A 24,306-nucleotide genomic window follows, 5' to 3' on the forward strand; every position below is an offset into this window, starting at 1 on the left:
GCGCACGACGAGGCCCGGGAATTCCCGTTCCCTGTGGATAACTCGGGCCTGTGGACAACTTTTGTCACCCGCAGGGGTGAGAAGCCCCGTTCCCGCGAAATTCGACTGGACAACGCGGGACGGAGTCGTTCAACGTCAGTTCCCGAAGCCGGACTCGTCCGAGGGCAGCTCCAGGTCGCTCTTCGCGAGTTCCTCGATGTTCACGTCCTTGAAGGTCAGCACCCGGACCTTGCGGACGAACCGGGCCGGCCGGTACATGTCCCAGACCCACGCATCCGCCATCGACACCTCGAAGAACACCTCGCCCTGGACCGAGTGCACCTGCAACTCGTAGTCGTTGGTGAGGTAGAACCGTCGCTCGGTCTCGATCACGTACTTGAACAGGCCGACGACGTCCCGGTACTCCCGGTAGAGCTTGAGCTCCATCTCGGTCTCGTACTTCTCGAGATCTTCGGCACTCATCCAGGCGTCCCCTCAACTTGTCACGTCCACCCATTGTGGACCACCGCACCCACGGTCAGAGCCGTACCGGTTCCACCGGCGGGCCCTCGGCCAGCAACCGCTCCAGGAAATCCGCCAGACCGACCGGATAGACCGTCTCGGCGGTTCCCCTCAGTTCGTCGACCGTCCACCAGCGGGCCGCGAGCAGCTGGGCGTGCTCGTCCGCGCCCGTGCCCGAGTGGTCCAGCCCCGTCTCCGCGGTCCGGGCCAGGTGGAACCACTGTTCCTGCTCGTAACGCTGTCCCCGAAAGGAGAACGACACCGTGCCGTACGCCACCAAGGGCCCCAGGTCCACGCCCCGCAGGCCGGTCTCCTCGGCGAGCTCCCGCTCGGCGGCCTCGCGCACGTCCTCGCCCGCCTCCAAGCCGCCCCCGGGCGTGAACCACCACGTCTCCTCCGGGACGGCCGGGTCGGCCCCCAGGAAGAGGAGGATGCGGTCCTGCCCGTCGAGCAGCAGGATCCGCGCCGCCCTGCGACGCCGTGCTGTCATGGCAGCGCTCCACGCTCCTTCCGTTCGCATCGGTGGCGTTACCGATCCTGCCACCCGACGCGGCCGTCCGGGGCGATGTTCGGCAGAGCGGCCCACCGGGCGACGACCCCGCTCAGGAGCTGCGCCCCCGGAACCGGCGGGCCAGGCCGGCCACCCCGCCCACCGCCGAGGTCACGAGGATCAGCGCCGCGCCCGCGAGGGTCGCGTAGAAGAGGGGTTCCAGCGGGCCGGGCCGCGCGGCCTTCGGGCCCGTGAAGCCGTCGAAGTCGGCGGCCCGGTCGAGCAGGCCCATCCGGCCGAACGGCAGCACGGTGGCCTCGACCCTGGCCTCGACGGCGTCGGCCGGGACGGTCCCGCCGTCGACCTCCAGGTGGGTGCGGGAGTCGAGCGAGCCCACCCGGTTGTCGCCGAGCAGGAACAGCCGGCCCTGGGGCACCGTCACGCTGAACGTGGCGCCCTGGTGGCCCTGGGTCGCGAGGTAGGGCTCGTCCACCGGCTGCCCGTTGACCGTCAGCCGGTAGTCGGCCCCGGTGGTGGCGACGGTGTCCCCGCCGACCGCGACCACCCGCTTGACCATGAGCTCGCCGCCCCAGGCCTGGTCCCTGAACACCACCACGTCGCCGCGCCCGATGTCGCCGCCGCCGACCTTGCGGGCGAGCACGGTGTCACCGGCACGCAGTGTCGGGTGCATCGAGGCGGTGGGAATGCTGTACGGCCGGTAGTCGATCGCGATCAGGGCGAAGCCCCCGATCATCAGCACCAGTCCGAGCGCCAGCGCGACGCCCTGCAGCACCGCGGCGGGCCGGCGGCGCGCACGGGCGGGCGCGGTCGGGTGGTCGGCCGTCTGCTCCACGACACTGCTCATCGACACCGTCCACCTCTGGCCGACCGGAGAACACCACTGGCACGCCGGAGGCACGGGCGGAAAAGCCGACGGGCCGTGGCACGTCCGAGCAGATTACTCGTCGGTACCACGGCCCGCGCAAGAGCCGGAGCCAACCCGGTGGGTCGGGATCCGGTGGAACTCAGGACTCCCGGCGGCGCTCCGCCCGGCCCCGCACCCGACGCACCAGCGGGAGCAGGGCGACGGCCCCCACCGCACCGGCCACGGGCGGCGCCATCGGCGCGGCCGCCGCCAGGCCCTTCTGGTCGAAGGTGTCCGGCACCGGCAGCGTCGACCAGTGGCTGACCGGCCAGGCCACCACGAAGGCACGCCCGATCACGTTGTCCACCGGGACGGTGCCGCCGCCCGGCTGGTCCATGTGGAAGCGGGAGTCCAGCGAGTTGGCGCGGTGGTCGCCCATCACCCAGATCCGGTCCTTGGGCACCTTGACCGGGCCGAACGGGTGGTCACCACACGGGGTGTTGCCCTGGTAGACGTACGGCTCGTTGAGCGCGACGCCGTTGACCTTCACCGGCCCGTCGCCCTCGCACTCGACGGTGTCCCCGCCGACCGCGATGACCCGCTTGATCAGGTCCTTCTCGTTGGCGGAGGGCATCAGGCCGACGAAGCTGAGCACGTCCTGGACACCGCGGACGAAGGAGTTGCTGCTCTGCTGGGTCGGCTCGTCGTTCAGCCAGCCGCCCGGGTCGTGGAACACCACGACCTCGCCGCGCTCGGGTTCAGCCCCGAACCACGGGGTCAGCTTGTCCACCAGGACACGGTCGCCGACCTGCAGCGTGTTCTGCATCGATTCCGACGGAATGGAGAACGCCTGGACGAAGAAGGTCTTGATCACCAGCGCGAGGATCAGCGCGATGCCGATCAGGATCGGCAGTTCCTTCCAGAACGAGCGCGGCTTGCGCGGCTTGGCCGGAGCCTCCGCCTCCGACCCGTCCGCCGGCTCGGCACCCGCGTGCGGGGAGTCCGGGGCGTCCTCCGGCCCGGAGCCGCCCTGACCGTCCGCGGTCTGCGCCGCCGCGGACTCGGCCGAGGCCGAGGAGGCCGCGGACTCGGCGGACCGGTCCGCCCGACGGCCCGAGCCCTCGGGCTCTCCGGCGCCTGATCGGGCGCCGATCACCAAATCCCCCACAACGTCTCCTCCCTGCTGTGCGGACGCCCGTGCGCCCGCGTTCAGAGTGCCGCACAGCGGGCACCACGCTCACCACGACCGTGAACGCCTCAGGGCTTGCCCACGGCGGACGTCCCTGACACCAGCACAGCCTCGGCCGACGGCCCGGACCACTCCCGGCCGCACCTGCACTTCTCTATCACTCCAAGGCATCCCGCTCGCGGTCCCACACGCGAGGCCCGTCCGGTCGACGGCCGGCGCGGCTCACTCCGGAGGCCGCCCGGAGCGACGAACGACGAGCGGAAGGATGCCCAACACACCCATAACGAGCGGGGGTTCCACAGGAACCGGCCCAACGCCCACCGGTTCCGCGGCAGTTCCGCCGGCCTGCGGCATCCGGGCGAGAGAGGAGAGTGAACTCGGCGTATCGAGTTGATGGAAGCGGTCCAGCGGCCAGGCGACCACGAACGCGCGACCGACCACGCCGCTCAGCGGGATCGTCCCCTGTCCCGGATTTCCCATGTGGAAACGGGAGTCGGCGGAGACGTCCCGGTGGTCGCCCATGACCCACAACCGCCCCTCCGGCACCTGGATCCTGAAGGTCTGCCGGGACGGCGGGTTACCGGGCGCGAGGTAGGGCTCCTCCACCGGACGGCCGTTGACGGTGAGGCGCCCCCGGGCGTCGCAGCACTCGACGGTGTCCCCGCCGACGCCGATCACCCGCTTGATCAGGTCCTGCTCGTCGTCGGAGGGCAGCAGCCCGACGAAGGTCAGCACCCGCTTGGCCGCGCCCAGCACCGGGCCGTCCCCGGACGGCTCGCGGTCGTGCTCCAGCCAACCGCCCGGGTCCTTGAACACCACGATGTCGCCGCGTTGCGGCTCACTGCCGAACCAGGGGGTCAGCTTGTCCACCAGTACCCGGTCCCCGATCAGGATGGTCTGCTCCATCGAGCCGGAGGGGATCACGAACACCTGGACCAGGAAGCTCTTCATCACCAGTGCCACCAGCAGGGCGACCAGGATGATCAGCGGCGCCTCGCGCACCAGCGAGCGCCTGCGCCGGCGGGCCGTCTTGCGGGCACTGCGCCGGCGCTCGGCCCGACCGCGCGCCGGCGCGGCCCCGATCGGCCCACGGCCCGCCGCCGCGTCCTCCCCCGATCCCCCGGCCGTCGATCCCCCGGCCGTCGACCCGTCGGCCGTCGATCCCCCGTCCCCCGTTCCCCCGGCCGCGGAGCGGTCGGCGAGCCGCCCCCTACCTCTGGTCCCCATGACCGCCCGCCCCCGCAGTCACGGCGAAGGCCGCGGGCCGGTCCAGGCCGGTCCAGCGCGAGAACGGGTAGACCACCCAGTCCGCGCGCCCGATCACCTTCTTCTCGGGCACGAAGCCGCCACCGGGCTCGCCGAGGTGGTCGCGGGAGTCCCGGGAGGCGCTGCGGTGGTCACCCATCACCCAGAGCTTGCCGGCCGGCACGACGACGTCGAAGGCCACGCTCGACGGGGCGTCGCCCGGGGAGAGGTAGGAGGTCTCGTCGATCGGCACGCCGTTGACGGTGATCGGCGCGCCCGGGCCGGTGCTGGTCACCCGGTCCCCGCCGACCCCGATCACGCGCTTGACGTAGACGGTGTCCCCGGCCGGGGCCAGTCCGAGGTCCTGGGCGAGGGAGTGCAGGCCGTCCCGGAAACCGGACGGCGCGGCCGACCCACGCAGGAAGGAGCCCGTCCCGTCGAAGACCACGACGTCGCCCCGCTGGGGGTGGCCGCCGAAGGCGTAGGCGAGCTGGTTCGCGACCAGCCGGTCGCCCGGGCGCAGGGTCTCCTCCATCGACCCGGAGGGCACCGAGAACGGGCGCGCGACGAAGGCGTTCACCAGCAGCAGGGCCGCCAGGCAGATCCCGACCAACAGCAGCAGGTCCCGCGAGCGCGAGTGCCCTGGCTCCTCCGCCTGCTCCGGGTCGTCGTCACCGGAGCCACCACCGCCGCCGCGACCATCACTGCCATCAGCGCCATCAGCGCCATCGGCACTGCCGGCACCATCGGCGCCCCCGCCGCCGGGGGCACTGCCGCCGGAGCCGTCGGCCCGCTCCCGCCCCTCGGCGTGCTCCGGCCCGCCCCCGGAAACGACCGCGGACCGCGACGGCGAGTCCGCACCGGTGGGTGCGGGACTGCCGTCGCGGTCCGCGGATGGTTCGTGCGTGCTCATCGGGGGGTGAGCTTACCTTGCGGCCGTTCGGCCCCCTCGGAGCGTTCCGATCCCCCGGCGAGGCCGGGGGCCGGTGGATCAGCGGTCGCGCTTCTCCTTGATCTTCGCGGCCTTGCCGCGGAGGTCACGCAGGTAGTACAGCTTGGCGCGGCGAACCGCACCGCGGGTCACGACCTCGATCTTCTCGACGACCGGGGTGTGCACCGGGAAGGTGCGCTCCACGCCGACGTTGAAGCTGACCTTGCGAACGGTGAAGGTCTCACCGATACCGGCGCCGTGGCGGCGGATGACGACGCCCTGGAAGACCTGGACACGGGAGCGGTTGCCCTCGATGACCCGGACGTGAACCTTCAGGGTGTCACCGGCGCGGAAGGCCGGAATGTCGCTACGCAGCGAGGCCGCGTCGACAGCAGCGAGCTTGTTGCTCATGTTGCTCTCCATCGCAGGCGCCACGGGCCGCCCACGGAAATCGTCACAATGGGGTTTGCTGTGGGCCGCATCGGCTGACGACGATCCCCCCGTGGCGGGGGCGCCGGTCCACGTGCCCCCTACGAAAGGGAACCAGCGACAGACAGCAGCGGCCTATTCTTCCACATCACCGGCCGCGGACCGAAATCGGCCGAGCCCCTCGTCCCAGACCAGGCCGAGGATGGTCAGCGCCTCCCGTTCCTTCTTGTCGAAGGCGCCGTACTGCCAGCGCTCGACCAGGTCGGGGCGGTTCGCCAGGGTCCGGGCGAAGGCCTGCTCGCGGCGCCAGCGGGCGATCTTGCCGTGGTTGCCGCTGAGCAGCACGTCCGGGACCGTCCGGCCGCGCCACTCGGCGGGCTTGGTGTAGACCGGGCCCTCCAGCAGGTCGGCCATCGCGCCCGGCGCGAAGGAGTCGTCGCGGTGGGACTCGGCGTTGCCGAGAACGCCGGGCAGCAGCCGGGCGATCGCCTCGACCATCACCAGCACGGCGACCTCGCCGCCGGCCAGCACGTAGTCACCGATCGAGGCCTCGACCACCGGCATCCGGGTGGCCGCCTCCTCGATCACCCGACGGTCGATGCCCTCGTACCGGGCGGGCGTGAAGGCCAGCCAGGGACGGCCGGCCAGCTCCTGGGCGAGCTCCTGGGTGAACGGGCGCCCGCTCGGGGTCGGCACGACCAGCGTGGGCACCTGCCCCTCGGGGCCGGCGGCGACCACCGCGTCCAGCGCCTCGCCCCACGGCTCGGGCTTCATCACCATGCCGGGGCCGCCGCCGTACGGGCTGTCGTCGACCGTGCGGTGCACGTCATGGGTCCACCCGCGCAGGTCGTGGACGTGCACGTCCAGCTGGCCGCGCGCGCGGGCCTTGCCGACCAGCGAGATGTCCAGCGGCTCCAGGTACTCGGGGAAGATCGTGACGACGTCGATCCTCATACCGCTCTGCACCGCGCCGGAGACGGCAGCGTCGGACACCACGGTGCCGGACACGGCAGCACCGGACAGGGCAGCACCGGACACGGCACTGCCGACCGCCTCGTCCCCCGACCCGGCACGCTCCTCGACGGTCACTCCGACTCCTCCGCGTCCTCGGAGCCCTCGGAGCCCTCGGAGCCCTCGGCGCGCCCGGCACCCTCGGCCGAGGAGGTCCCCGCGACCTCGGCCTGCTCCGGGTCGATCAGCCCGGCCGGCGGGGTGATCACGGCACGCTGGTTCTCCAGGTCGACGGTCGGCACGATCTGGCTGACGAAGGGCACCAGCACCTCCGTCCCGTCGGCCTTCTTCACCGTGAGCAGGTCCTGGTAGGGCAGGTGGACGACCTCGGTCAGCTCACCGACCAGGGTGCCGTCGAGCAGCACCACGTCCAGGCCGATCAGCTGGTGGTCGTAGTACTCCTCCGGGTCCTCGGGGCTCTCCTCCGGGTCGACCTCGGAGATGAGCAGGGTGCCGCGGAGGGCCTCGGCCGCGTTGCGGTCCTTGACGCCGGCGAAGCGCAGCAGCAGCCGGCCGCTGTGCACCCGGCCGGACTCGACGGTCAGCGGTCCGACCGACGCGGGGTCGGTGAGCACGACGGCACCGGGGCCGAGCCGGAGTTCCGGCTCGTCGGTGCGGACCTCGACACTGACGTCCCCCCTGATGCCGTGGGCACGGCCGATCCTGCCGACGACGAGCTGCACGGTGATCGTTCTCCTGGAGTTCCTGAGCCGAAACGAAAGCGACGGGCTGCGAAGCGGTGCCGCGCAGCAATGCCGCGAAGCGGTGATGCGACGGAAAAGCGGATGGAAATGCGAAAGGCCGACCGGGACGACATGCGTCCCGGTCGGCCTCACAAGCCCTGACGGCTGAACGAGCAGCAGCGTCAGCGAATGTTGTCCACGTCGACCAGGTCGACCCGGACGTTGCGACCGCCGAGGGCGCCGACCACGGTGCGCAGCGCGCGCGCCGTACGGCCACCCCGGCCGATCACCTTGCCGAGGTCATCGGGGTGCACCCGCACCTCGATGGTGTTACCCCGACGCAGGTTGCGCGAGCGCACCTGCACCTCGTCGGGGTGCTCGACGATGCCCTTCACCAGGTGGTCGAGGGCGTCCTCGATCACGATCAGGCCTCGGCGGCGGCGTCGGCCTCGGCCTCGGCCTTGTCCGACTTCTTGGCCTTCGGGGTGATGGCGACGCCGGTGGTGGCGTCCTCGAAGCCGGCGACGGCCTTGGCGAACAGGTGCGAGAAGTCCTCGACCTTCGGCTCGGCGACCTTCAGCGGCGCCGGAGCCGGCAGGCCCTTGAACTTCTGCCAGTCGCCGGTCAGCTTCAGGATGGCGAGCACCGGCTCGGTCGGCTGGGCGCCGACGGACAGCCAGTACTGGGCGCGGTCGCTGTCGACCTCGATCTTCGAGGGGTTGTAGGTCGGCTGGTAGATGCCGATCTCCTCGATCGCGCGGCCGTCACGCTTGGTGCGGGCGTCGGCGACGACGATGCGGTAGTGCGGGGAGCGAATCTTGCCGAGACGCTTCAGCTTGATCTTGACTGCCACGGGAGTGGATTCTCCTGGTGTTGACGTGGGTGAGCGGGCTCGCCAGCGCGTGGGGTTGCGCGGCGGACCGTTCAGGGGACACGCCAGCCGTAGGAGAGAGGGGTCCTGCTCGGCTGCCGAGTACTCAGCTGTCCATTCTGCCACATCGGCGAGAACCGCCTGTACGCGGGCCGGGCACCCGGTCAGGGCTCGACCGGGAGCCCCCGCTCCCGGTCCGGCCCGAAGACGTCACCACTGTCCTGCTGTACCGCTCACTTCCGCGGTGCTCACTTCACCGCAGTGCGGCTCGCTGCCGCACTCCGGCGTTCCGACCGGACCGCTGCCCGCACAGCAGCCCGCCGGGGCGTCGACCGCTCAGGCGATCTTGAACGGCTGCTGGCACGCACCACAGACGATGGACGCCTGCGCGAGCACCGACGGGACGACCCGGACGTTGCGCCCGCAGCCGCAGACCGCCTTGACCCGCACACCGCCTCCGGAGGAGCCGTGCCGGGCCGCCGGGCCGCGGAAGGCGCGCGTCGCACCGTCGCCGGCCACCGCCTCCTGGTGCGCCCCGAGGGCACGGTCCAGGCGCTCGATGGTGTCGGCGTACCGCTCCTGGGTCTCCTTGAGCATGGTCACCTGGGAGAAGCCGCTGCTCGCGTGCGGCTCGACCGGATGTGCCAGGCCCAGCTCGGAAGCGAGCATCAGGAAGCGCCGGTTGTGGTAGCGGCCGGCTCGCGAGGTGTCCCGGATGTCCCGGGCCGCGGCCAGACCGTGGGCAGCCTCGTGGAGGAGGCGCTCGAAACCGAGCCGCGTCCCACAGGCCGAGGAGGACTCCCCGATCAGCGCCTCGGGCGAGGCGAGGTCGGGAAGGTCCTGGTGGTAGGCCTGGATGTCGCTCCAGGCGGCGGCCAGTTCGGCCGCGAGAACGAGGGGCTGTGTCGTGCTCACGCTAGACCAACGATGGAGTGCGAGCCGATGTTCCGCATGTTCCCGTTCCCGGGGAATTCACAGGGAACTCCCAGGAATGCGAGGCCGCGCGCGAATTGCGCGTTCCGGATCTGACGCAAGACCAACCCCCTGCCGGTTTCGGCCCGCCGCAACGCCGGCGGGCCTGGTGAATTCCGTCCGGGAGGCGGGCTGTCGCCACCCAGGACGTACGGCCCGTGGGCCTGCCGGATTGACAGGGCCACGGGCCGTACACCGTACCGCTATTCCGTTAATACCGGGAGTTGACCGGCCAGTAGGGATGTCCACCGCGCGGACCCACCGGAACAGTTACCGGATTCTTACCCATCCGCATTCCGGGCAAATGTCGCCGCTGCCGGTCAATACCCGCGGAGGACGGGCGTCCGGCGGACATCGAGGCGACATCCGCCGTCCACCGAACACCGTCCACCGGAGGTCATCCGTCGAACACCGTCCGCCGGACACCGAACGGCTGTCAGTACGCCCGGGCGACGAGCGCGACGTTGCCTTCCTGGTCGTCCGCCTGCGGCACCGAGCCGTCGGCGGCGACGATGCAGCGGACCGTGACGCCCTGCTCGGCCAGCTTGGCCTCGCCCTCCGCGCCGAGGTCGGCCCAGGAGATCCGGCCCCAGCCGGTCGCGGCCGCCTCGATGGCCTCGTCGATGGTCTTGACGTCGACCGTGCGGGACTCGCGGCGCTCGCGGGACTGGCGCAGCAGCAGCGCCTGGTCCTCCTCCAGCACGCCCGGGAGCAGCGTGGCCAGGGCGTCGATGGAGACCGGCTCCTTGCCGCCCGGGATGCGGCGGGCCAGCATCGCGGTGCCGTTCTCCAGGTCGCGCGGGCCGACCTCGATGCGCAGCGGGACGCCCTTGAGCTCCCAGTCGACGGCGCGGCGGCCGAACGGGGTGTCGGTGCGGTCGTCGACCACGACCCGGATGCCGGCGGCCTCCAGCTGGGCGCCGATCTCGCGGACCTTGGCGATGACCGCGTCGTCGCCCTTGATCGCGAGCACGACGGCCTGGACGGCGGCCAGGCGCGGGGGCACCCGCAGGCCGTTGTCGTCGCCGTGGGACATGATCAGGCCGCCGACCATGCGGGTCGAGACGCCCCAGGAGGTCTGCCAGACGTGCTCGCGCTCGGCGCCCTGCAGCTGGTAGGTGGTGTTGAACGCCTTGGCGAAGTTCTGGCCCAGCTCGTGGCTGGTGCCCATCTGGAGGGCCTTGCCGTCACCCATCATGCCCTCGAGGGTGAGGGTGTTGATGGCGCCGGCGAAGCGCTCCTTGGCGGTCTTGCGGCCGAGCACGACGTCGATGCCGAGCACGTTGGTCATGAAGTCGCCGTAGACCTGGGTGTGGATCATCGACGCGTAGTCACGGGCGTCCTCGTAGGTGGCGTGGGCGGTGTGGCCCTCCTGCCAGAGGAACTCGGTGGTGCGCAGGAAGACGCGCGGACGCAGCTCCCAGCGGACCACGTTGGCCCACTGGTTGATCAGCAGCGGCAGGTCGCGGTGGCTCTGCACCCACTTCGAGAAGTACTCGTTGATGATCGTCTCGGAGGTCGGCCGGACGACGACCGGCTCCTCCAGCTGCTTGCCGCCGCCGTGGGTGACCACCGCGAGCTCGGGGGCGAAGCCCTCGACGTGCTCGGCCTCCTTGGTCAGGTAGGACTGCGGGATGAACATCGGGAAGTAGGCGTTCTGCGCGCCGGCCTTCTTGATCCGCGCGTCCATCTCCTGCTGCATCCGCTCCCACAGGCCGTAGCCGTACGGTCGGATGACCATGGTGCCGCGCACCGGACCGTTGTCGGCCAGCTCGGCCTTGTTGATGAGGTCCTGGTACCAGCGCGGGAAGTCTTCCGCCTGAGGGGTGAGAACGGGTGCCTTAGCCATGGGGCGAATGGTACGGGGCCCGGGGCCCCGGTTTCGAATCGGTATCACCGGACGGGGGCGCACCACCGTGACACGCGCGCACCACCCTGCACCCCTCTGGACGCCGGGCCCGACCCGCTGTTCGCTGGTGTGGGGCGGGACTTTGGGGGAGCCGTAGCAGCACACCGAAGGACCGGATGGGAGACCGCCATGGCTTCAGCGCGGACGACCGGCACGACCGCACGACCGACGGGCGCACGCCCGCACCACCCGCGGGCCGGGGCGGCGCGCCCCACGCGGGCGCGCGACTGGGCGGAGATCCAGGAGCGCATGCTGGTGCCGCTCTACGAGGCGGTCTACGACCGGCTGGAGGTCGGCCCGGCGAGCAGCGTGCTGGGCCTGGGCTGCCGCTCCGGGCTGGCCCTGCTGCTCGCGGCCGGCCGGGGCGCCCAGGTCGCCGGGCAGGAGCCGCGGGACGAGCTGCGCGAGCTGGCCCGCGCCCGTCGGCTGCGGGTGTGCGCGGGGGCCCGGACACCATCCGCCGTCCCCCACCCGGCCCATTCGCTGGTGACGGTTTTCGAGCAGCTGCCCGGCGCCGCCGAGCCCGGCCCGGTGGTGGCCGAGGCCGCCCGGCTCACCCTCCCCGGCGGGCACGTGGTGCTGGCCGCCTGGGGGCCGCCGGAGCGCTGCGAGAGCGCCCCGGTGCTGGACGTGGCCCGGCGGATGGCGGGCCGGACCACCGCGCGCGACCCGTTCGAGCTGAGCGCGCCCGGCGCCCTGGAGGACCTGCTCGCCCCGGCCGGTCTGCGTCCGGCCGGCAGCGGCCGGGTGAGCTGCCCCTTCGCCTACGCCGACCTCGACAGCGCGGTGCGCGGACTGCTCTCCACCGGCCTGTTCGAGCCGGCCGAGGAGTTCTCCGGCGCCTCGCTGGTGGCCAAGGAGCTGGAGGAGGTGCTCCAGCCGTACCTGCGCGCCGACGGCTCGGTGCGGATGGAGAACCTGTTCCGCTACCTGGTCGCCGAACGGCCGCGCTAGGCAGAGCGGGGATCGCCGGGCAGAGCGGGGAAAGGGCCGAGGACCGCGGCGGGGAAAGGGCCGAGGACCGCGGCGGGGAAAGGCACGAGGACAGCGGCGGGGAAAGGCACGAGGAGACACGAAAATCGGGGGCGCCCGCCACCATGGCGCGCGCCCCCGATTCCCGGCTTCACGCCCGGTCGATCGACTTCCCGTCCGGCCCATCGGAGCCGTCCGGCCCATCGGAGCCGTCGGGCCCACCGGAGCCACCGGAGCCACCGGCCCCGTCAGCGCCACCGGACCCACCGGGCCCCTCGGCCCCTCCGGAGCCCTCCGCCGACGCCCCCCGCGGCACTCCCGCCGCCCGGTACGCCTCCGCCTCGTCCAGCGTCTCCGCCTCCAGCAGCGCGGCCGCCAGCGCGTCCAGCCGGTGCCGCTGCTCGGTCAGGATCCGCAGCGCGTCGTCGTAGCACTCGGAGACGATCCGCCGGGCCTCCTCGTCCACCGCGTCCAGGGTGGTCGGCGCGGCGGAGAGCCCGTACGCGCCCTGCGGGTCGGAGGGCACCGCGGTGAGCCGGCCGACCCGCTCGCTCATCCCCCAGCGCCCGGCCATCCCGCGGGCGATGTTGGTGACCTGCTCCAGGTCGCTCTCCGCGCCGGTGGTGATCACCCCGTAGACCACCTGCTCGGCCGCCATGCCGCCGAGCGCGCCGATGATCCGGCCGCGCAGGTAGGGCTCGGTGTACGAGTAGCGGTCGTCCTCCGGGGTGGAGAGGGTGACGCCGAGCGCCCGGCCGCGCGGCACGATGGTGATCTTGCGGACCGGGTCCGCGCCGGGCTGGAGCATGCCCAGCAGCGCGTGCCCGCTCTCGTGGTACGCCGTCCGCTCGCGTTCCTCCTGCGGCATCACCAGCGGCCGCACCGCACCGAGCTGGACCTTCTCCAGGGCGTCCGAGAGGTCCCGCCCGTTGACCGCGTCCTGCTTGCGCTTGACGGCCAGCAGCGCGGCCTCGTTGACCAGGTTGGCGAGCTCGGCGCCGGTCATCCCCGGCGTGACCTTGGCCAACTGGTTGAGGTCGGTGTCGCCGGCCAGCGGGACGCTGCGGCTGTGGATGCGCAGGATCGCCGCCCGGCCCTCCCGGTCGGGCGGGCTGACGGTGATCCGCCGGTCGAAGCGGCCGGGGCGCAGCAGCGCCGGGTCGAGCACGTCCGCCCGGTTGGTCGCGGCGATCACGATGACGCCCTCGGAGCCGGTGAAGCCGTCCATCTCGGTGAGGATCTGGTTGAGCGTCTGCTCGCGCTCGTCGTGCCCGCCCATGCCGCCGCCGGCGCCGCGCTGGCGGCCGATGGTGTCGATCTCGTCGATGAAGATGATCGCCGGGGCGACCTTGCGGGCCTCGGCGAACAGCTCGCGGACCCGGCTGGCGCCGACGCCGACGATCATCTCGATGAATTCGGAGGCGGAGGCGGAGAAGAACGGCACGTTCGCCTCGCCGGCCACCGCCCGGGCCAGCAGGGTCTTGCCGGTGCCGGGCGGGCCGCTCAGCAGCACGCCGCGCGGCATCTTGGCGCCGAGCCTGCGGTACTGATCGGGGTTCTTCAAGTAGTCGACGACCTCCGTGAGTTCGGCCTCGACCTCGTCGATGCCGGCCACGTCGGCGAAGGTGGTGCGCTTGCCCTGCTCGGCGGTGACCGGCTTGGGCGGGGCCTTGCGGCCGAGCGGTCCGCCGCCGAGTCCGCCGGCCATCCGGCGGGCGAGCATCACCCAGATGAAGATCAGCAGCAGCATCGGGGCGAGCGAGAGCAGCAGGTTGGTGAGGAAGCTGCGCTGCTGGACCGGCGAGGTGGCGGTGACCTCGACGCCCTGCTGCTGCAGGGTCGTCCAGAGGTTGTCGCCCGCGAAGGAGGGCCGTTGGGTGTCGAACTCGGTGTAGTCGCCCTTGCCGCCGTCCGGCTTGGGCTGGGCGGTCTTGAGGGTGCCCTCGATCGCGTCGCCCTTGGCGTAGATCTTGGTGATGTTGCCCTTGTTCAGCTGGTTGTTGAACTCGGTGTACGAGATCGTGGTGGAACCGGCGGGGCCGAAGAAGGACAACAGCAGGTCGGAGATCAGGAACACCACGAGGGCGGTGAGGGCGAGCCCCACCCAGCCGCCGGGCATCCGGCGCTTGGGCGGCGGGGGCGGGGCGCCCTCCGAGCGCCAGGGCTGGTCGGGAGTCTGACGTGGCGGCACGGGTTCGGTCACCCATCGGACAATACGGACAGGTGCTCGGGCGAGCCAATCGCAACGCCGCGCCCGAGCCGCCGTACGGCCGCGCCGACCGCTCCCACCAGCGGTTATGCCGTCGCGCCCGGCCACTCCTCGGCGGTCAGCGCGAACCGCTCGTGGTCGCGCCAGTCCTCCTGGAGGAACAGCATCCGCGGGGAGAAGCCCTCGTGTCGGAAGCCCAGCCGCTTGGCCATCGCGATCGAGCGCTCGTTGTCCGGCTGGACGTTGATCTCCAGCCGGTGCAGCCCCAGTCCGTCGGACGACCGCGGGGCGAAGCAGCGGTCCAGGACCAGTCGCATGCCCTCGGTCATCCGCCCGGTGCCGTTGAACGGCAGGTACGAGTCGTAGCCGAGCGTGGCGTTGCAGAACCGGCTCATCACGATGTTGGCGACGTTCACCTTGCCGACCAGTCCGCCGGTCTCCCGGTCGAGGATCAGGAAGGTCCGCAGCCCGGAGCCCTGGCGCTTCAGCAGGTCGGGCAGTCCGTCCGGCTCGACCGGGTTCCACCGGCCGATGTGTTCGGCGGACCGCCGGACCGCGTCGGCGTAAACGGCCGTGTCCTCGGCCCTCGGGGCCCTGATCATCACTCGCATGCCCCCATCATCGGACACGCGATCGGCCCGCCGCCCGGAAACACCGGACGACGGGCCGATCAGAAGCGATCAAGGACTACAGCATGTCCTTGAACTCCTTGGGCAGCTCGAAGTCGGCCGGGCCCTTGCCCGCGCCGAGGCCGAACGCGCCGCCGTCCGCCGGACCCTGGCCGGCGCCCGGGCCGAGCGCGCGGCGCTCGGCGGCCGCGGCCTCCTCCTGCGCGCGCTTCAGCGGGTTGCCGCTCTTGCGCTTGCCCTTGGCCTGCGGGGCCTTCTTGCCGGACTTCTTCGCGCTGCCGCCCATGCCGGGGATGCCCGGCATGCCCGGCATCCCCTTGCCGGAGGCCATCGCGGACATCATCTTGCGGGCCTCGAAGAACCGCTCGACCAGGTTCTTCACCTCGCCGACCTGGACACCGGAACCCTTGGCGATGCGGGCCCGGCGGGAGCCGTTGATCAGCTCCGGCTCGGCGCGCTCGGCCGGGGTCATCGACTTGATGATCGCGCCGACCCGGTTGACGTCCTTGTCGTCGATGTTGTTGATCTGGTCCCGGATCTGGCCCATGCCCGGCAGCATGCCGAGCAGCTTGGAGATCGAGCCCATCTTCTGGACCTGCTCCAGCTGGGACAGGAAGTCGTCCAGGGTGAACTGCTTCGGGCCGCCGCGCAGCTTGGCGGCGATCTTCTCCGCCTCGGCCTGCGAGAAGGTCTGCTCGGCCTTCTCGATCAGCGAGAGGACGTCACCCATGCCGAGGATGCGCGAGGCCATCCGGTCCGGGTGGAAGGCGTCGAAGTCGTCGACCTTCTCGCCGTTGGAGGCGAACATGATCTGCCGGCCGGTGACGTGCGCGACCGACAGGGCGGCACCGCCGCGGGCGTCGCCGTCGAGCTTGGAGAGCACCACGCCGGTGAAGTCGACGCCGTCGAGGAAGGCCTGCGCGGTGGTGACCGCGTCCTGGCCGATCATCGCGTCGACGACGAACAGGACCTCGTCCGGGTTCACCGCGGCGCGGATGTCGGCGGCCTGCTGCATCAGCTCGGCGTCGATGCCCAGGCGGCCGGCGGTGTCGACGACGACGACGTCGTACTGCTTCTGCTTGGCGTACTCGATCGAGTCCTTGGCCACCTGCACCGGGTCGCCGACGCCGTTGCCCGGCTGCGGGCCGTAGAAGGCCACGCCGGCGCGCTCGGCGACCACCTGGAGCTGGTTGACCGCGTTGGGGCGCTGGAGGTCGCAGGCGACCAGCAGCGGGGTGTGTTTCTGCTTCTTCAGCCAGTGGCCGAGCTTGCCCGCGAGGGTGGTCTTACCGGCACCCTGGAGACCGGCGAGCATGATCACCGTCGGGCCGCTCTTGGCGAACCGCACCCGGCGGGTCTCGCCGCCGAGGATCGCGATGAGCTCCTCGTTGACGATCTTGATGATCTGCTGCGCCGGGTTCAGCGCGCCGGAGACCTCGGCACCGAGCGCCCGCTCCTTGACCTGCTTGATGAAGGCCCGGACGACCGGCAGCGCGACGTCCGCCTCCAGCAGCGCGATGCGGATCTCGCGGGCGGTGGCGTCGATGTCCGCCTCGCTCAGGCGGCCCTTGCCCCGGAGGTTCTTGAACGTCGCTGCGAGGCGATCGGAAAGGGTGTCGAACACGTCGTCGCGGGTCCTCTGCGGCATCGGTATCGGTACGGTCGTCGCCCCCCAGGGTATCCGGCCGCCCCGGGTACGGTCTCCACCCCCGGTCGGAACGCCTCACCGCACCCCGGCAGACCTCGCCGTCCGGTCTCCCGCCCGGTCTCCCGCCCGGCCTTCCGCTCGGCCTTCCGCTCCGGGGCCCGCCACGCCACGCCGAGCGCTCAGCCCAGCGCGGCCCGGACCGCCGCCGCCACCTCGCCGGCCCGCCGGGCGGTCAGCGGCCGGCCGGCCCCGTCGGTCAGGTAGAACGAGTCGACGGCCTCCGCGCCCAGCGTGGAGACGTGCGCGGTGCGCACCCGCACGCCCGCCCCGTCCAGCGCCCGGCCGATCCGGTGCAGCAGCCCGGGGGCGTCGTGGGCGCGGACCTCCAGCACGGTCGCGGTCGCCGAGGCCACCGCGGGCGCCACCGCGACCAGCGGCGGCGGGGTGGGGATGCCCCGGCGGCGCGGGGCCGCGGCGTCCCGCTCGGCGAGCCGGCGGGCGACGTCCAGCGAGCCGTCCAGTGCCCGGCGCAGGTCGGCCCGCAGCCGGGCCGCCTCCGGCAGCTCGCCGTACTGGGCCGCCACCCGCCAGGACAGCAGCAGCACCGGCCCGGCGCCCACCGGGTCCAGCTCGCGCAGCCCGGCCGAGCGGACGGCCAGCCGGTGCAGCGCGAGCACCCCGGCGGCGGTGCCGAGCAGCCCGGGACGGTCCGGGACCGCCAGGTCCAGCTCGACGCCCATCGGCTCGGCGCCCGGCCGCGCCCCCTCGGACCGGGCCCGCAGCGACAGCGCGGGCTGCCCCGTCCTGGCGGCCTCCACCACGAGCCGCTCCTGCTCGGCGGTCGGCGCCGGCTCCACCGGCGGGGCGCCCGCCCCGGCCAGCCGGTCCGCCACCCGGGCCACCAGGCCGTCCACCAGCGAGGCCCGCCAGGCGCTCCACGCGGCGGGGCCGGTGGCCAGCGCGTCCGCCTCGGTGAGCGCGCGCAGCAGCTCCAGCTCGGCCCGGGTGGTGACCACCTTGGCGATCGCCTCGACGGTCGCCGGGTCGTCCGGGTCACGCCGGGTCGCGGTGTCCACCAGGGTCAGGTGGTGGCGGACCAGCACCGCCAGCGTCTCGGTGTCCTCGGGGCCGAAGCCCATCCGGGGGCCGAGGTCGCGGACGATCACCTCGCCGGCCTCGCTGTGGTCCCCCGGCCAGCCCTTGCCGATGTCGTGCAGCAGCGCGGCGACCAGCAGCAGGTCCGGCCGGGCCACCCGGCGGGTCATCGCGGCGGCCCGCACCGCCGTCTCCACCAGGTGCCGGTCCACCGTCCAGCGGTGCACGGCGTTGCGCTGCGGACGGCAGCGCACCCGCTCCCAGTCCGGCAGCAGCCGCCGGACCAGCCCCTCCGCCTCCAGCGCCTCCCACACCGGGACAGCCGCCTCCCCCGCGCCCAGCAGGGTGACCAGCTGCTCGCGCGCCTCGTCCGGCCAGGGCACCGGCAGCGGGCGGCACTCGGCGGCCAGCTGGCGCACCGTGGCGTACGAGACGGTCAGTCCGTTCTGCGCGGCGGCGGCCGCGGCGCGCAGCGGCAGCACCGGGTCGGCGGCCGGCCGGGCGCCCTGGGCGAGCACCGCCTCGCCGTCCTGCTCGACCACGCCCTCGGCGAGCGGCCGCCGCTCGACCGCGCCCCGGGCCCGCCCTCCGGCGCCGCGGACCTGCCCTCCGGCGCCGTGGCCGACGAACGGGATGCCGGGACGGCGCACCCGCCGGCCGCGGCCGGCGCGGGCCGCCAGCACCCGGTCCACCGCCCGCCAGGTGACGTCGCCCGCGTACGCGATGGTGCGGGCCGCCTCGTAGACCCGGCGCAGCAGGGTGTCGGCGTCCAACACCCCGAGCCGCTCGGCGACCTGGTCCTGGTCCTGGAGGCTCAGCCGGTCGGTGGCCCGGCCGGTGGCCAGGTGCAGGGCGTCGCGCACGTCGGCCAGCCGCTGCGCGGCGGCGTCCAGGCCGTCCCGGGGCGCGTCGGCCAGCCAGGTGGCGGCGATCGCGTCCAGCACCACGACGTCGCGCAGTCCGCCGCGGGCCTCCTTGAGGTCGGGTTCCAGCAGGAAGGCCAGCTCACCCTGCCGTTCGGCCCGCGCGCGGGCCAGCTCGCGCAGCTCGGGCAGGCGTGCGGGGGCGCTCGCGCGCCAGTCGGTGAGCACCGCGGAGCGCAGCGCGTCGGTGAGCGCCCGGTCCCCGGCGAGGTGGCGGGCGTCCAGCAGGCCGAGCTGGGCCTTGAGGTCGGCGGCGGCGACCGAGCGGGCCTCGGCCACGGTGCGCACCGCGTGGTCGAGCCGGGCGCCCGCGTCCCAGACCGGGTACCAGATCCGCTCGGGCAGCTCCCGGGCGATCGGGCCGGAGTGCAGCAGCAGGACGTCCAGGTCGCTGCGCGGGGAGAGCTCGCCGCGCCCGTACCCGCCGACCGCGACCAGCGCGACGCCGGGCGGGGCGCCGGCGGCGGCGAGCAGCCCGGTCAGCCAGTCGTCGGTGAGCCGGGCGAGCGCCCGCCGGCGGGGGCGGCCGACCGGACCGGGGCCGGCGAGCAGCGCGGCCCGGGCGGCGGCGTGCCCCGCCGGGTCACAGGGGTCGACGGGGTCGGAGGGGCTGGTCTCGGTGGTCATGCGCGGAGTCCCGTCCGTCGTGCTGGTGGAGCGTCGCACCGGTGAGCCCCGTACCGCCGCTCCGACCCGGGGGCGGGCCGTTCGGCCGACCGGGGGACGCCGGTGCGCCGTCGGGCGGACCCTCCCCTGGTGGAGGGCCCGCCGGTGCGCGGTCGGGCTACAGGGCGTCCGGCCCGCGCTCGCCGGTGCGGACCCGTACGGCGGTGTCGACCGGGACGCTCCACACCTTGCCGTCGCCGATCTTCCCGGTCCTGGCGGCGTTCACCAGGACCTCGATCAGGTCCTCGGCGTCCTCGTCCTCGGTCAGGACCTCGATCCTGACCTTCGGCACCAGGTCCACGGTGTACTCGGCCCCCCGGTACACCTCGGTGTGGCCGCGCTGGCGGCCGTAGCCGCTGGCCTCGGTGACGGTCAGGCCGTGCACCCCGAAGGCCTGCAGGGCGGCCTTCACCTCGTCCAGTCGGTACGGCTTGATCACGGCGGTGATGAGCTTCATCGGGCGTCGACCTCGGTCTTCTTCTCGGCGGGCTTCAGCGCGGGCTCCGGGTCGGGCTCCGCGGCGGCGGACCGTTCGGCGACGGGCTTCGCGGCAGCGACGGCCAGGCCCGGCAGGGCCCGGGCCAGGCCCGCCCCCACGGCGCTGAAATCGTAGGCGGACTCGGCGTGTTCGGCCCGGTCGATGCCGGCCACCTCGACGTCCGCGGCGACCCGGAAGCCGATCAGCCGGTCCACCGCCTTGGCCAGCAGCCAGGACAGCACGAAGGAGTACGCCGCGACCACCGCCACGCCCATCGCCTGCTTGCCGAGCTGCCCGATCCCACCCCCGTAGAACAGGCCCTTGACGCCCTGGCCGACCCCGCCGGTGGCGAACAGGCCGACCAGCAGCGAGCCGACCGCGCCGCCGACCGCGTGCACGCCCACCACGTCGAGCGAGTCGTCGAAGCCCCAGCGGTACTTCAGCGAGACGGCGGCGCAGCAGACCGCGCCCGCGACCAGCCCGATCGCCACCGCGCCCAGCGGGCTGACCGAGCCGCAGGCCGGGGTGATCGCGACCAGCCCGGCCACCGCTCCCGAGGCGGCACCCAACGTGGTGAACGCGCCGTGCCTGAACCTCTCGTAGACCAGCCAGCCGACCAGCGCCGCGCCGGTGGCGACCTGGGTGTTGACCATCGCCATCGCGGCGACGCCGTTGGCGGCCAGTGCCGAGCCCGCGTTGAAGCCGAACCAGCCGAACCAGAGCAGTCCGGAGCCGAGCATCACCAGCGGCAGGCTGTGCGGACGCATCGGGTCCTTCCCGAAGCCGATCCGCTTGCCCAGCACCAGGCAGAGGGCGAGGCCGGCGACGCCCGCGTTGATGTGCACGGCGGTCCCGCCGGCGAAGTCGATCACGCCGCTGCGGTCGCCCAGCCAGCCGCCGTGGCCGCCGTCGAAGAAGAACACCCAGTGCGCGACCGGGAAGTAGACGACGGTCACCCAGAGCGCGATGAACAGCCCCCAGGCGGCGAATCTCGCCCGGTCCGCCACGGCGCCGCTGATCAGCGCCGGGGTGATGACCGCGAACATCAGCTGGAAGAGCGCGAAGGCGGTGACCGGGATGGAGCCGGTCAGCTGGTCGAGGCCGAGGCCGCGCATTCCGAGGTGGTCCAGGTCTCCGATCAGACCGGCGAAGGAGTCGGACCCGAAGCTGAGCGAGTAGCCGTAGAGGACCCACAGCACGCTGACGATGCCGAGCGAGAGGAAGCTCATCGCCAGCATGTTCAGCGTGCTCTTGGCCCTGACCATCCCCCCGTAGAAGAAGGCCAGCCCCGGGGTCATCAGCATGACCAGGGCGGCACTGATGAGTACGAAGGCGGTGTCGCCCGCGCTGAAGCCGTCCGGCATCGGCGTCTCCTCTGCGTCCAGGCCGATCCGTCCCCGGGGATCCGTCCCGTGGTGCCACCCGGGGCGTCGGCGTCGGGACGAGCGTGTCGAAGGCGGGTTTCGGCCGGTGTGGCCGGTTGTTTCACCGCCGTGACACGTGCGACGCGCGGGTTACGGCTGCGTGAACCGCGGCCCCGCCCGGCCTGAACCACCGCACGGACGGCCCTGACCACCGCGCGGACGGCCGCACCGCCGGACTCCGGACATGCCACCGACCGCGGCGGCGGCGGCCGCCACGGTCGGTGGAGCTTCCCTCGGAAGGCCCTCAGCGGGACCGGTCAGACCACCGAGACGAACTCCGGGATGTCCTGGACCACCCGCTCCTTGAGCCGGCTCACCGCGTCCACGCCCTTGAACCGGGCCGCCGCGGCCTCCGTGGTCTTGCGCACCCGGGAGTTCAGCCGCTCCGAGCGCACCTTGGTGGCGATGTCCACCGCCTGCTCGGCCATCACCGCCGCCTGCTCGGCCTCCTTCTGCAGCAGGTGGACGCTGGCCATGCCGATCAGGTTGAAGGCGTACGAGCGCACGTGGTCGGCGTCCTGGCGGAACAGGTCGACCGCGGTCTCCATCACCGGCGCGGACATCGAGGCGTAGAGCTCGGCGTTGTCCGAGTGGTACGCGAGGTCGCGGAAGGAGTGCGCGTTCTCGGCGTTCAGCTCGGCCGGCGAGAAGAACTTCAGCCAGTCCGGATCCTGGTCCCCCTCGCGGATGTCGGTGAAGGTGTCCTCGGACAGCCGGACCGCCCGGGCGCAGCGGTTGACCTCGCCGATGGTGGCGTAGGCGCGCGCCTCCATCGCGTACAGCAGGGACTGCTGGCGCGCGGTGGCGGTGTCGCGGCTGCCGTACTGGGCCAGGTGGATGAGCTCCAGGGCGTCCTCGCCCCGGTTGAGGTGGATCATCTGGCGGCTCATGTCGGTGAGGATCAGCGCGCCGAACGGGCGGTCGCCCGCCTCCTTCGCCGCGTGCAGGGCGAGCACGTAGTACTTCTGCGCGCTCGGGTGCATCCCGACGTCGTACGACATCCACCCGGCCAGGTGGGCGAGTTCGGCGGTGAGCCGGAACAGCCGCTTGGTGGTGTCCTCGCTGTACGTCTCCTGGAGCAGGTCGGTGACCTCGTGCAGCTGGCCGACGACGGCCTTGCGGCGCAGCCCGCCGCCGTTCTGCGCGTCCCACTGCCGGAACATGACCGTGGTCTGCTCCAGCAGTTCGAGCTCGGGTTCGGAGAGCCGGCCGGTGAACGCCTCGCCGCCGTTGGCCGCGGTGAGGATCGGGGTGGGGACACCGGTCGGGCCGGGGGTGAGCCAGCGCTGCATCGGCTCGATCAGCGCGGCGCCCGCGGTCAGCGCCAGCGAGGTGCCGAGGAAGCCCCGGCGGTTGAGCATGAGGTCACTGCGGGAGTAGTCACTGATCAGCTGGACGGTCTGCGGACCGCTCCACGGCAGGTCGACGCCGCCGCCCACGGTCGAGACCGGGATCGCGGCGCGCAGGCCGAGGTCCTCGACCGAGACCACCGACCCGAACCGCTCGGAGAAGAGTTCCGACATGATCTTGGGGATCGGCTCGCGGGGCTGCTCTCCGTCGAGCCAGCGGCGCACCCGCGAGGTGTCGGTGGACACGTGGTGGGCGCCGATCTGCCGGGCCCGGCGGTTGACCTGGCGGGCCAACTCGCCCTTGGACCAGCCACTGCGGGCGAACCACGTGGTCAGCTTCTCATTCGGTTGCTTCTCTGCCATGGGTAACGTCCCCATCCCGCCCGGCCCCTAGCGGGGCCCCCGATCGTGACCGCCCGACGGTTGCGGGCTCTTGCCAGACGTGCCGTGCCTGAGGTGCTGCCGTGCCGCGGCACGGCCGTACCGCGACGCCCTCGCACTGGTGTGCCATCGTTGCGGACGATCCGTCAGATCCCCGACTCCCGCGCCCCTGTGGCCCGGAACAGACTCCTCGACGACATCCGCATGCTGAACGTAATGCCCCTCGCGGAGTCCGCGGGAGCGGCCCTGGCGAAACGCCACCTTTCGCCACCCCCAGGAGTGAACCGAAGCCCGGGGGCACACGCTTCACTTAGGGAGTCCCAACGGCCCGGCATATGCGGGCCGCCAAGTCCACCGAAGCATCCCGCAGGACCCGGCGGACACTGCAACCCACCGCAGCCACAGGCGAGTTCACCGTTCACTCGGGACGGCGACAGCCCCACGCACACGACCATGCCGCATCGGCGCCGCCCCCACAAGGCGGCGCCCGAGGCGCACCGGCGGAAGAGGCGCACACCACGCGCTGCGCGCCGCCACCGCACTACGCACCACACAGCTGACAATCGACACACAGTCACCGTCCCGTAACCATCGGCAACGAGAACCTGTTGGGGGAGGCATGGACAACCTGTTCGGCGAACTTCGACTGGGGCACCTGCGGCTGGCACCGCTGGGCGCGCGCCGCCGCACCAAGGTCACCGCGTCCCAGGCCGCCGCGGAGTACACCGGCCGCTGGGGCTGGGCGGTCGTCACCGGCGACCCGGCCGCCGGCACCCCGGTCACCGGCACCGCCGCCCCGACCCGCTGTCCCTGCGGCTCCCCCCGCTGCGCCGCCCCCGGCCTGCACCCCGCGCCGGGCGGCGGCCGGGCCCGCGCCCCCCGCGCCGAGGGCTCGGTGCTCTTCCCCACCGGCCGCGCCTTCGACGTCCTGGACGTCCCCGAGCAGGCCGGCCTCCAGGCCCTGGTCCGGCTGGAACGGATGGGCACCCAGGTGGGCCCGGTGCTCGCCGCCCCCACCGGCCGGCTCCAGTTCCTGGTCGCCGCGGGCACCGCCCGGCGCCTGCCCGACCTGCTGTACCGGATGGGCTGGGACGACGCCGCGCTCGACCTGACCTGCCACGGCGAGGGCAGCTACGTCGCCGCCCCGCCCACCGTCCTCGACGGCCTCGGCCCGGTCCGCTGGCTGCGCCGCCCCACCCGCGACAACGCGGGCTGCCCGCCGGAGGCCCGGCTGCTGCTCGGCACCCTCGCCTACGCCTGCCACCGCAGCCGCGAGCGCACCGCCGAGCCGGCCTGGATGGCCTCCTGACCCACCGCCCCGGCATGCGGAAGGGCCCGCCCCCGAGGGGCGGTTTCTACCGGTCGTCGCAACACGTGGTCGGTTTGATCAGGCCGCGATGAGTTTAGCCAGACGCTCGGCTGGGGTTTCCCAGCCG

22 protein-coding genes are annotated in these 24,306 nt (G+C 72.8%); 2 read left to right on the forward strand and 20 right to left on the reverse strand.

The genetic code is table 11. The annotated features are described in order from the left end of the window. Positions 1-135: 135 nt before the first annotated feature. From ACIQ87_RS36100 to proS, 13 genes are all read right to left on the reverse strand, one after another. A complete protein-coding gene (locus tag ACIQ87_RS36100; protein WP_030056781.1) occupies positions 136-462 on the reverse strand; it encodes a DUF2469 domain-containing protein in 327 nt (108 codons plus the stop codon). A 55-nt stretch (positions 463-517) separates the two neighbouring features. Next, a complete protein-coding gene (locus ACIQ87_RS36105) occupies positions 518-991 on the reverse strand; it encodes an NUDIX hydrolase (protein WP_402415494.1) in 474 nt (157 codons plus the stop codon). A 112-nt stretch (positions 992-1,103) separates the two neighbouring features. Beyond that, positions 1,104-1,856: a signal peptidase I gene (gene lepB / locus ACIQ87_RS36110; RefSeq protein ID WP_402415497.1), complete on the reverse strand. Its 753-nt coding sequence runs from the start codon at positions 1,854-1,856 to the stop codon at positions 1,104-1,106. A 160-nt stretch (positions 1,857-2,016) separates the two neighbouring features. Further along, complete coding sequence (lepB, locus tag ACIQ87_RS36115; RefSeq protein ID WP_402415501.1) at positions 2,017-3,024, reverse strand: signal peptidase I; 1,008 nt, start codon at positions 3,022-3,024, stop codon at positions 2,017-2,019. A 243-nt stretch (positions 3,025-3,267) separates the two neighbouring features. Continuing rightward, on the reverse strand, positions 3,268-4,047 hold the full coding sequence (lepB, locus tag ACIQ87_RS36120; RefSeq protein ID WP_402415504.1) for a signal peptidase I: 780 nt from the start codon (positions 4,045-4,047) through the stop codon (positions 3,268-3,270). A gap of 208 nt (positions 4,048-4,255) precedes the next feature. After that, complete coding sequence (lepB, locus tag ACIQ87_RS36125; protein ID WP_402415507.1) at positions 4,256-5,203, reverse strand: signal peptidase I; 948 nt, start codon at positions 5,201-5,203, stop codon at positions 4,256-4,258. A 78-nt stretch (positions 5,204-5,281) separates the two neighbouring features. Beyond that, positions 5,282-5,632 carry a 50S ribosomal protein L19 gene (gene rplS / locus ACIQ87_RS36130; protein WP_030306736.1) on the reverse strand — a complete coding sequence of 117 codons (351 nt, stop codon included), beginning with the start codon at positions 5,630-5,632 and terminating at the stop codon, positions 5,282-5,284. A 153-nt stretch (positions 5,633-5,785) separates the two neighbouring features. Continuing rightward, positions 5,786-6,604 (reverse strand): tRNA (guanosine(37)-N1)-methyltransferase TrmD, encoded by an 819-nt coding sequence (gene trmD, locus ACIQ87_RS36135; RefSeq protein ID WP_402415540.1) that lies wholly within the window; start codon positions 6,602-6,604, stop codon positions 5,786-5,788. A gap of 131 nt (positions 6,605-6,735) precedes the next feature. After that, positions 6,736-7,344 (reverse strand): ribosome maturation factor RimM, encoded by a 609-nt coding sequence (gene rimM / locus ACIQ87_RS36140; protein ID WP_402415510.1) that lies wholly within the window; start codon positions 7,342-7,344, stop codon positions 6,736-6,738. A gap of 182 nt (positions 7,345-7,526) precedes the next feature. After that, positions 7,527-7,766, reverse strand: coding sequence for an RNA-binding protein (locus ACIQ87_RS36145; RefSeq protein ID WP_030056773.1), 240 nt, complete (start codon positions 7,764-7,766; stop codon positions 7,527-7,529). 2 nt (positions 7,767-7,768) lie between these two features. Next, positions 7,769-8,197, reverse strand: a complete 429-nt coding sequence (rpsP, locus tag ACIQ87_RS36150) for a 30S ribosomal protein S16 (protein WP_045700219.1) — start codon at positions 8,195-8,197, stop codon at positions 7,769-7,771. Positions 8,198-8,551: 354 nt separating this feature from the next. Then, positions 8,552-9,130 carry a hypothetical protein gene (locus tag ACIQ87_RS36155; RefSeq protein WP_359822362.1) on the reverse strand — a complete coding sequence of 193 codons (579 nt, stop codon included), beginning with the start codon at positions 9,128-9,130 and terminating at the stop codon, positions 8,552-8,554. 493 nt (positions 9,131-9,623) lie between these two features. Next, positions 9,624-11,036, reverse strand: a complete 1,413-nt coding sequence (proS, locus tag ACIQ87_RS36160) for a proline--tRNA ligase (protein ID WP_402415513.1) — start codon at positions 11,034-11,036, stop codon at positions 9,624-9,626. Positions 11,037-11,225: 189 nt separating this feature from the next. Here proS and ACIQ87_RS36165 point away from each other — a divergent pair, with 189 nt between their 5' ends. Then, positions 11,226-12,050, forward strand: a complete 825-nt coding sequence (locus ACIQ87_RS36165) for a class I SAM-dependent methyltransferase (RefSeq protein WP_402415516.1) — start codon at positions 11,226-11,228, stop codon at positions 12,048-12,050. Positions 12,051-12,219: 169 nt separating this feature from the next. Here ACIQ87_RS36165 and ftsH read toward each other — a convergent pair whose 3' ends face one another. From ftsH to ACIQ87_RS36200, 7 genes are all read right to left on the reverse strand, one after another. Continuing rightward, positions 12,220-14,271, reverse strand: a complete 2,052-nt coding sequence (gene ftsH / locus ACIQ87_RS36170) for an ATP-dependent zinc metalloprotease FtsH (RefSeq protein ID WP_402415519.1) — start codon at positions 14,269-14,271, stop codon at positions 12,220-12,222. 92 nt (positions 14,272-14,363) lie between these two features. Next, entirely contained in the window at positions 14,364-14,888 is a 525-nt protein-coding gene (locus tag ACIQ87_RS36175; RefSeq protein WP_402415522.1) for a GNAT family N-acetyltransferase, read from the reverse strand. Positions 14,889-14,964: 76 nt separating this feature from the next. Then, entirely contained in the window at positions 14,965-16,530 is a 1,566-nt protein-coding gene (gene ffh, locus ACIQ87_RS36180; protein WP_402415543.1) for a signal recognition particle protein, read from the reverse strand. Positions 16,531-16,733: 203 nt separating this feature from the next. Continuing rightward, entirely contained in the window at positions 16,734-19,199 is a 2,466-nt protein-coding gene (locus ACIQ87_RS36185) for a [protein-PII] uridylyltransferase (RefSeq protein ID WP_402415524.1), read from the reverse strand. 157 nt (positions 19,200-19,356) lie between these two features. Next, positions 19,357-19,695, reverse strand: coding sequence for a P-II family nitrogen regulator (locus ACIQ87_RS36190; RefSeq protein WP_392883814.1), 339 nt, complete (start codon positions 19,693-19,695; stop codon positions 19,357-19,359). Continuing rightward, positions 19,692-21,080 carry an ammonium transporter gene (locus ACIQ87_RS36195; protein WP_402415527.1) on the reverse strand — a complete coding sequence of 463 codons (1,389 nt, stop codon included), beginning with the start codon at positions 21,078-21,080 and terminating at the stop codon, positions 19,692-19,694. The genes ACIQ87_RS36190 and ACIQ87_RS36195 overlap by 4 nt, the downstream gene beginning before the upstream one ends. Positions 21,081-21,397: 317 nt before the next feature. Then, positions 21,398-22,852 carry a hypothetical protein gene (locus ACIQ87_RS36200; protein WP_402415530.1) on the reverse strand — a complete coding sequence of 485 codons (1,455 nt, stop codon included), beginning with the start codon at positions 22,850-22,852 and terminating at the stop codon, positions 21,398-21,400. 637 nt (positions 22,853-23,489) lie between these two features. Here ACIQ87_RS36200 and ACIQ87_RS36205 point away from each other — a divergent pair. After that, complete coding sequence (locus tag ACIQ87_RS36205) at positions 23,490-24,179, forward strand: bifunctional DNA primase/polymerase (RefSeq protein WP_402415532.1); 690 nt, start codon at positions 23,490-23,492, stop codon at positions 24,177-24,179. Positions 24,180-24,306 lie beyond the last annotated feature (127 nt).

The organism is Kitasatospora sp. NPDC096204, assembly GCF_044763205.1.
GTDB lineage: Bacteria > Actinomycetota > Actinomycetes > Streptomycetales > Streptomycetaceae > Kitasatospora.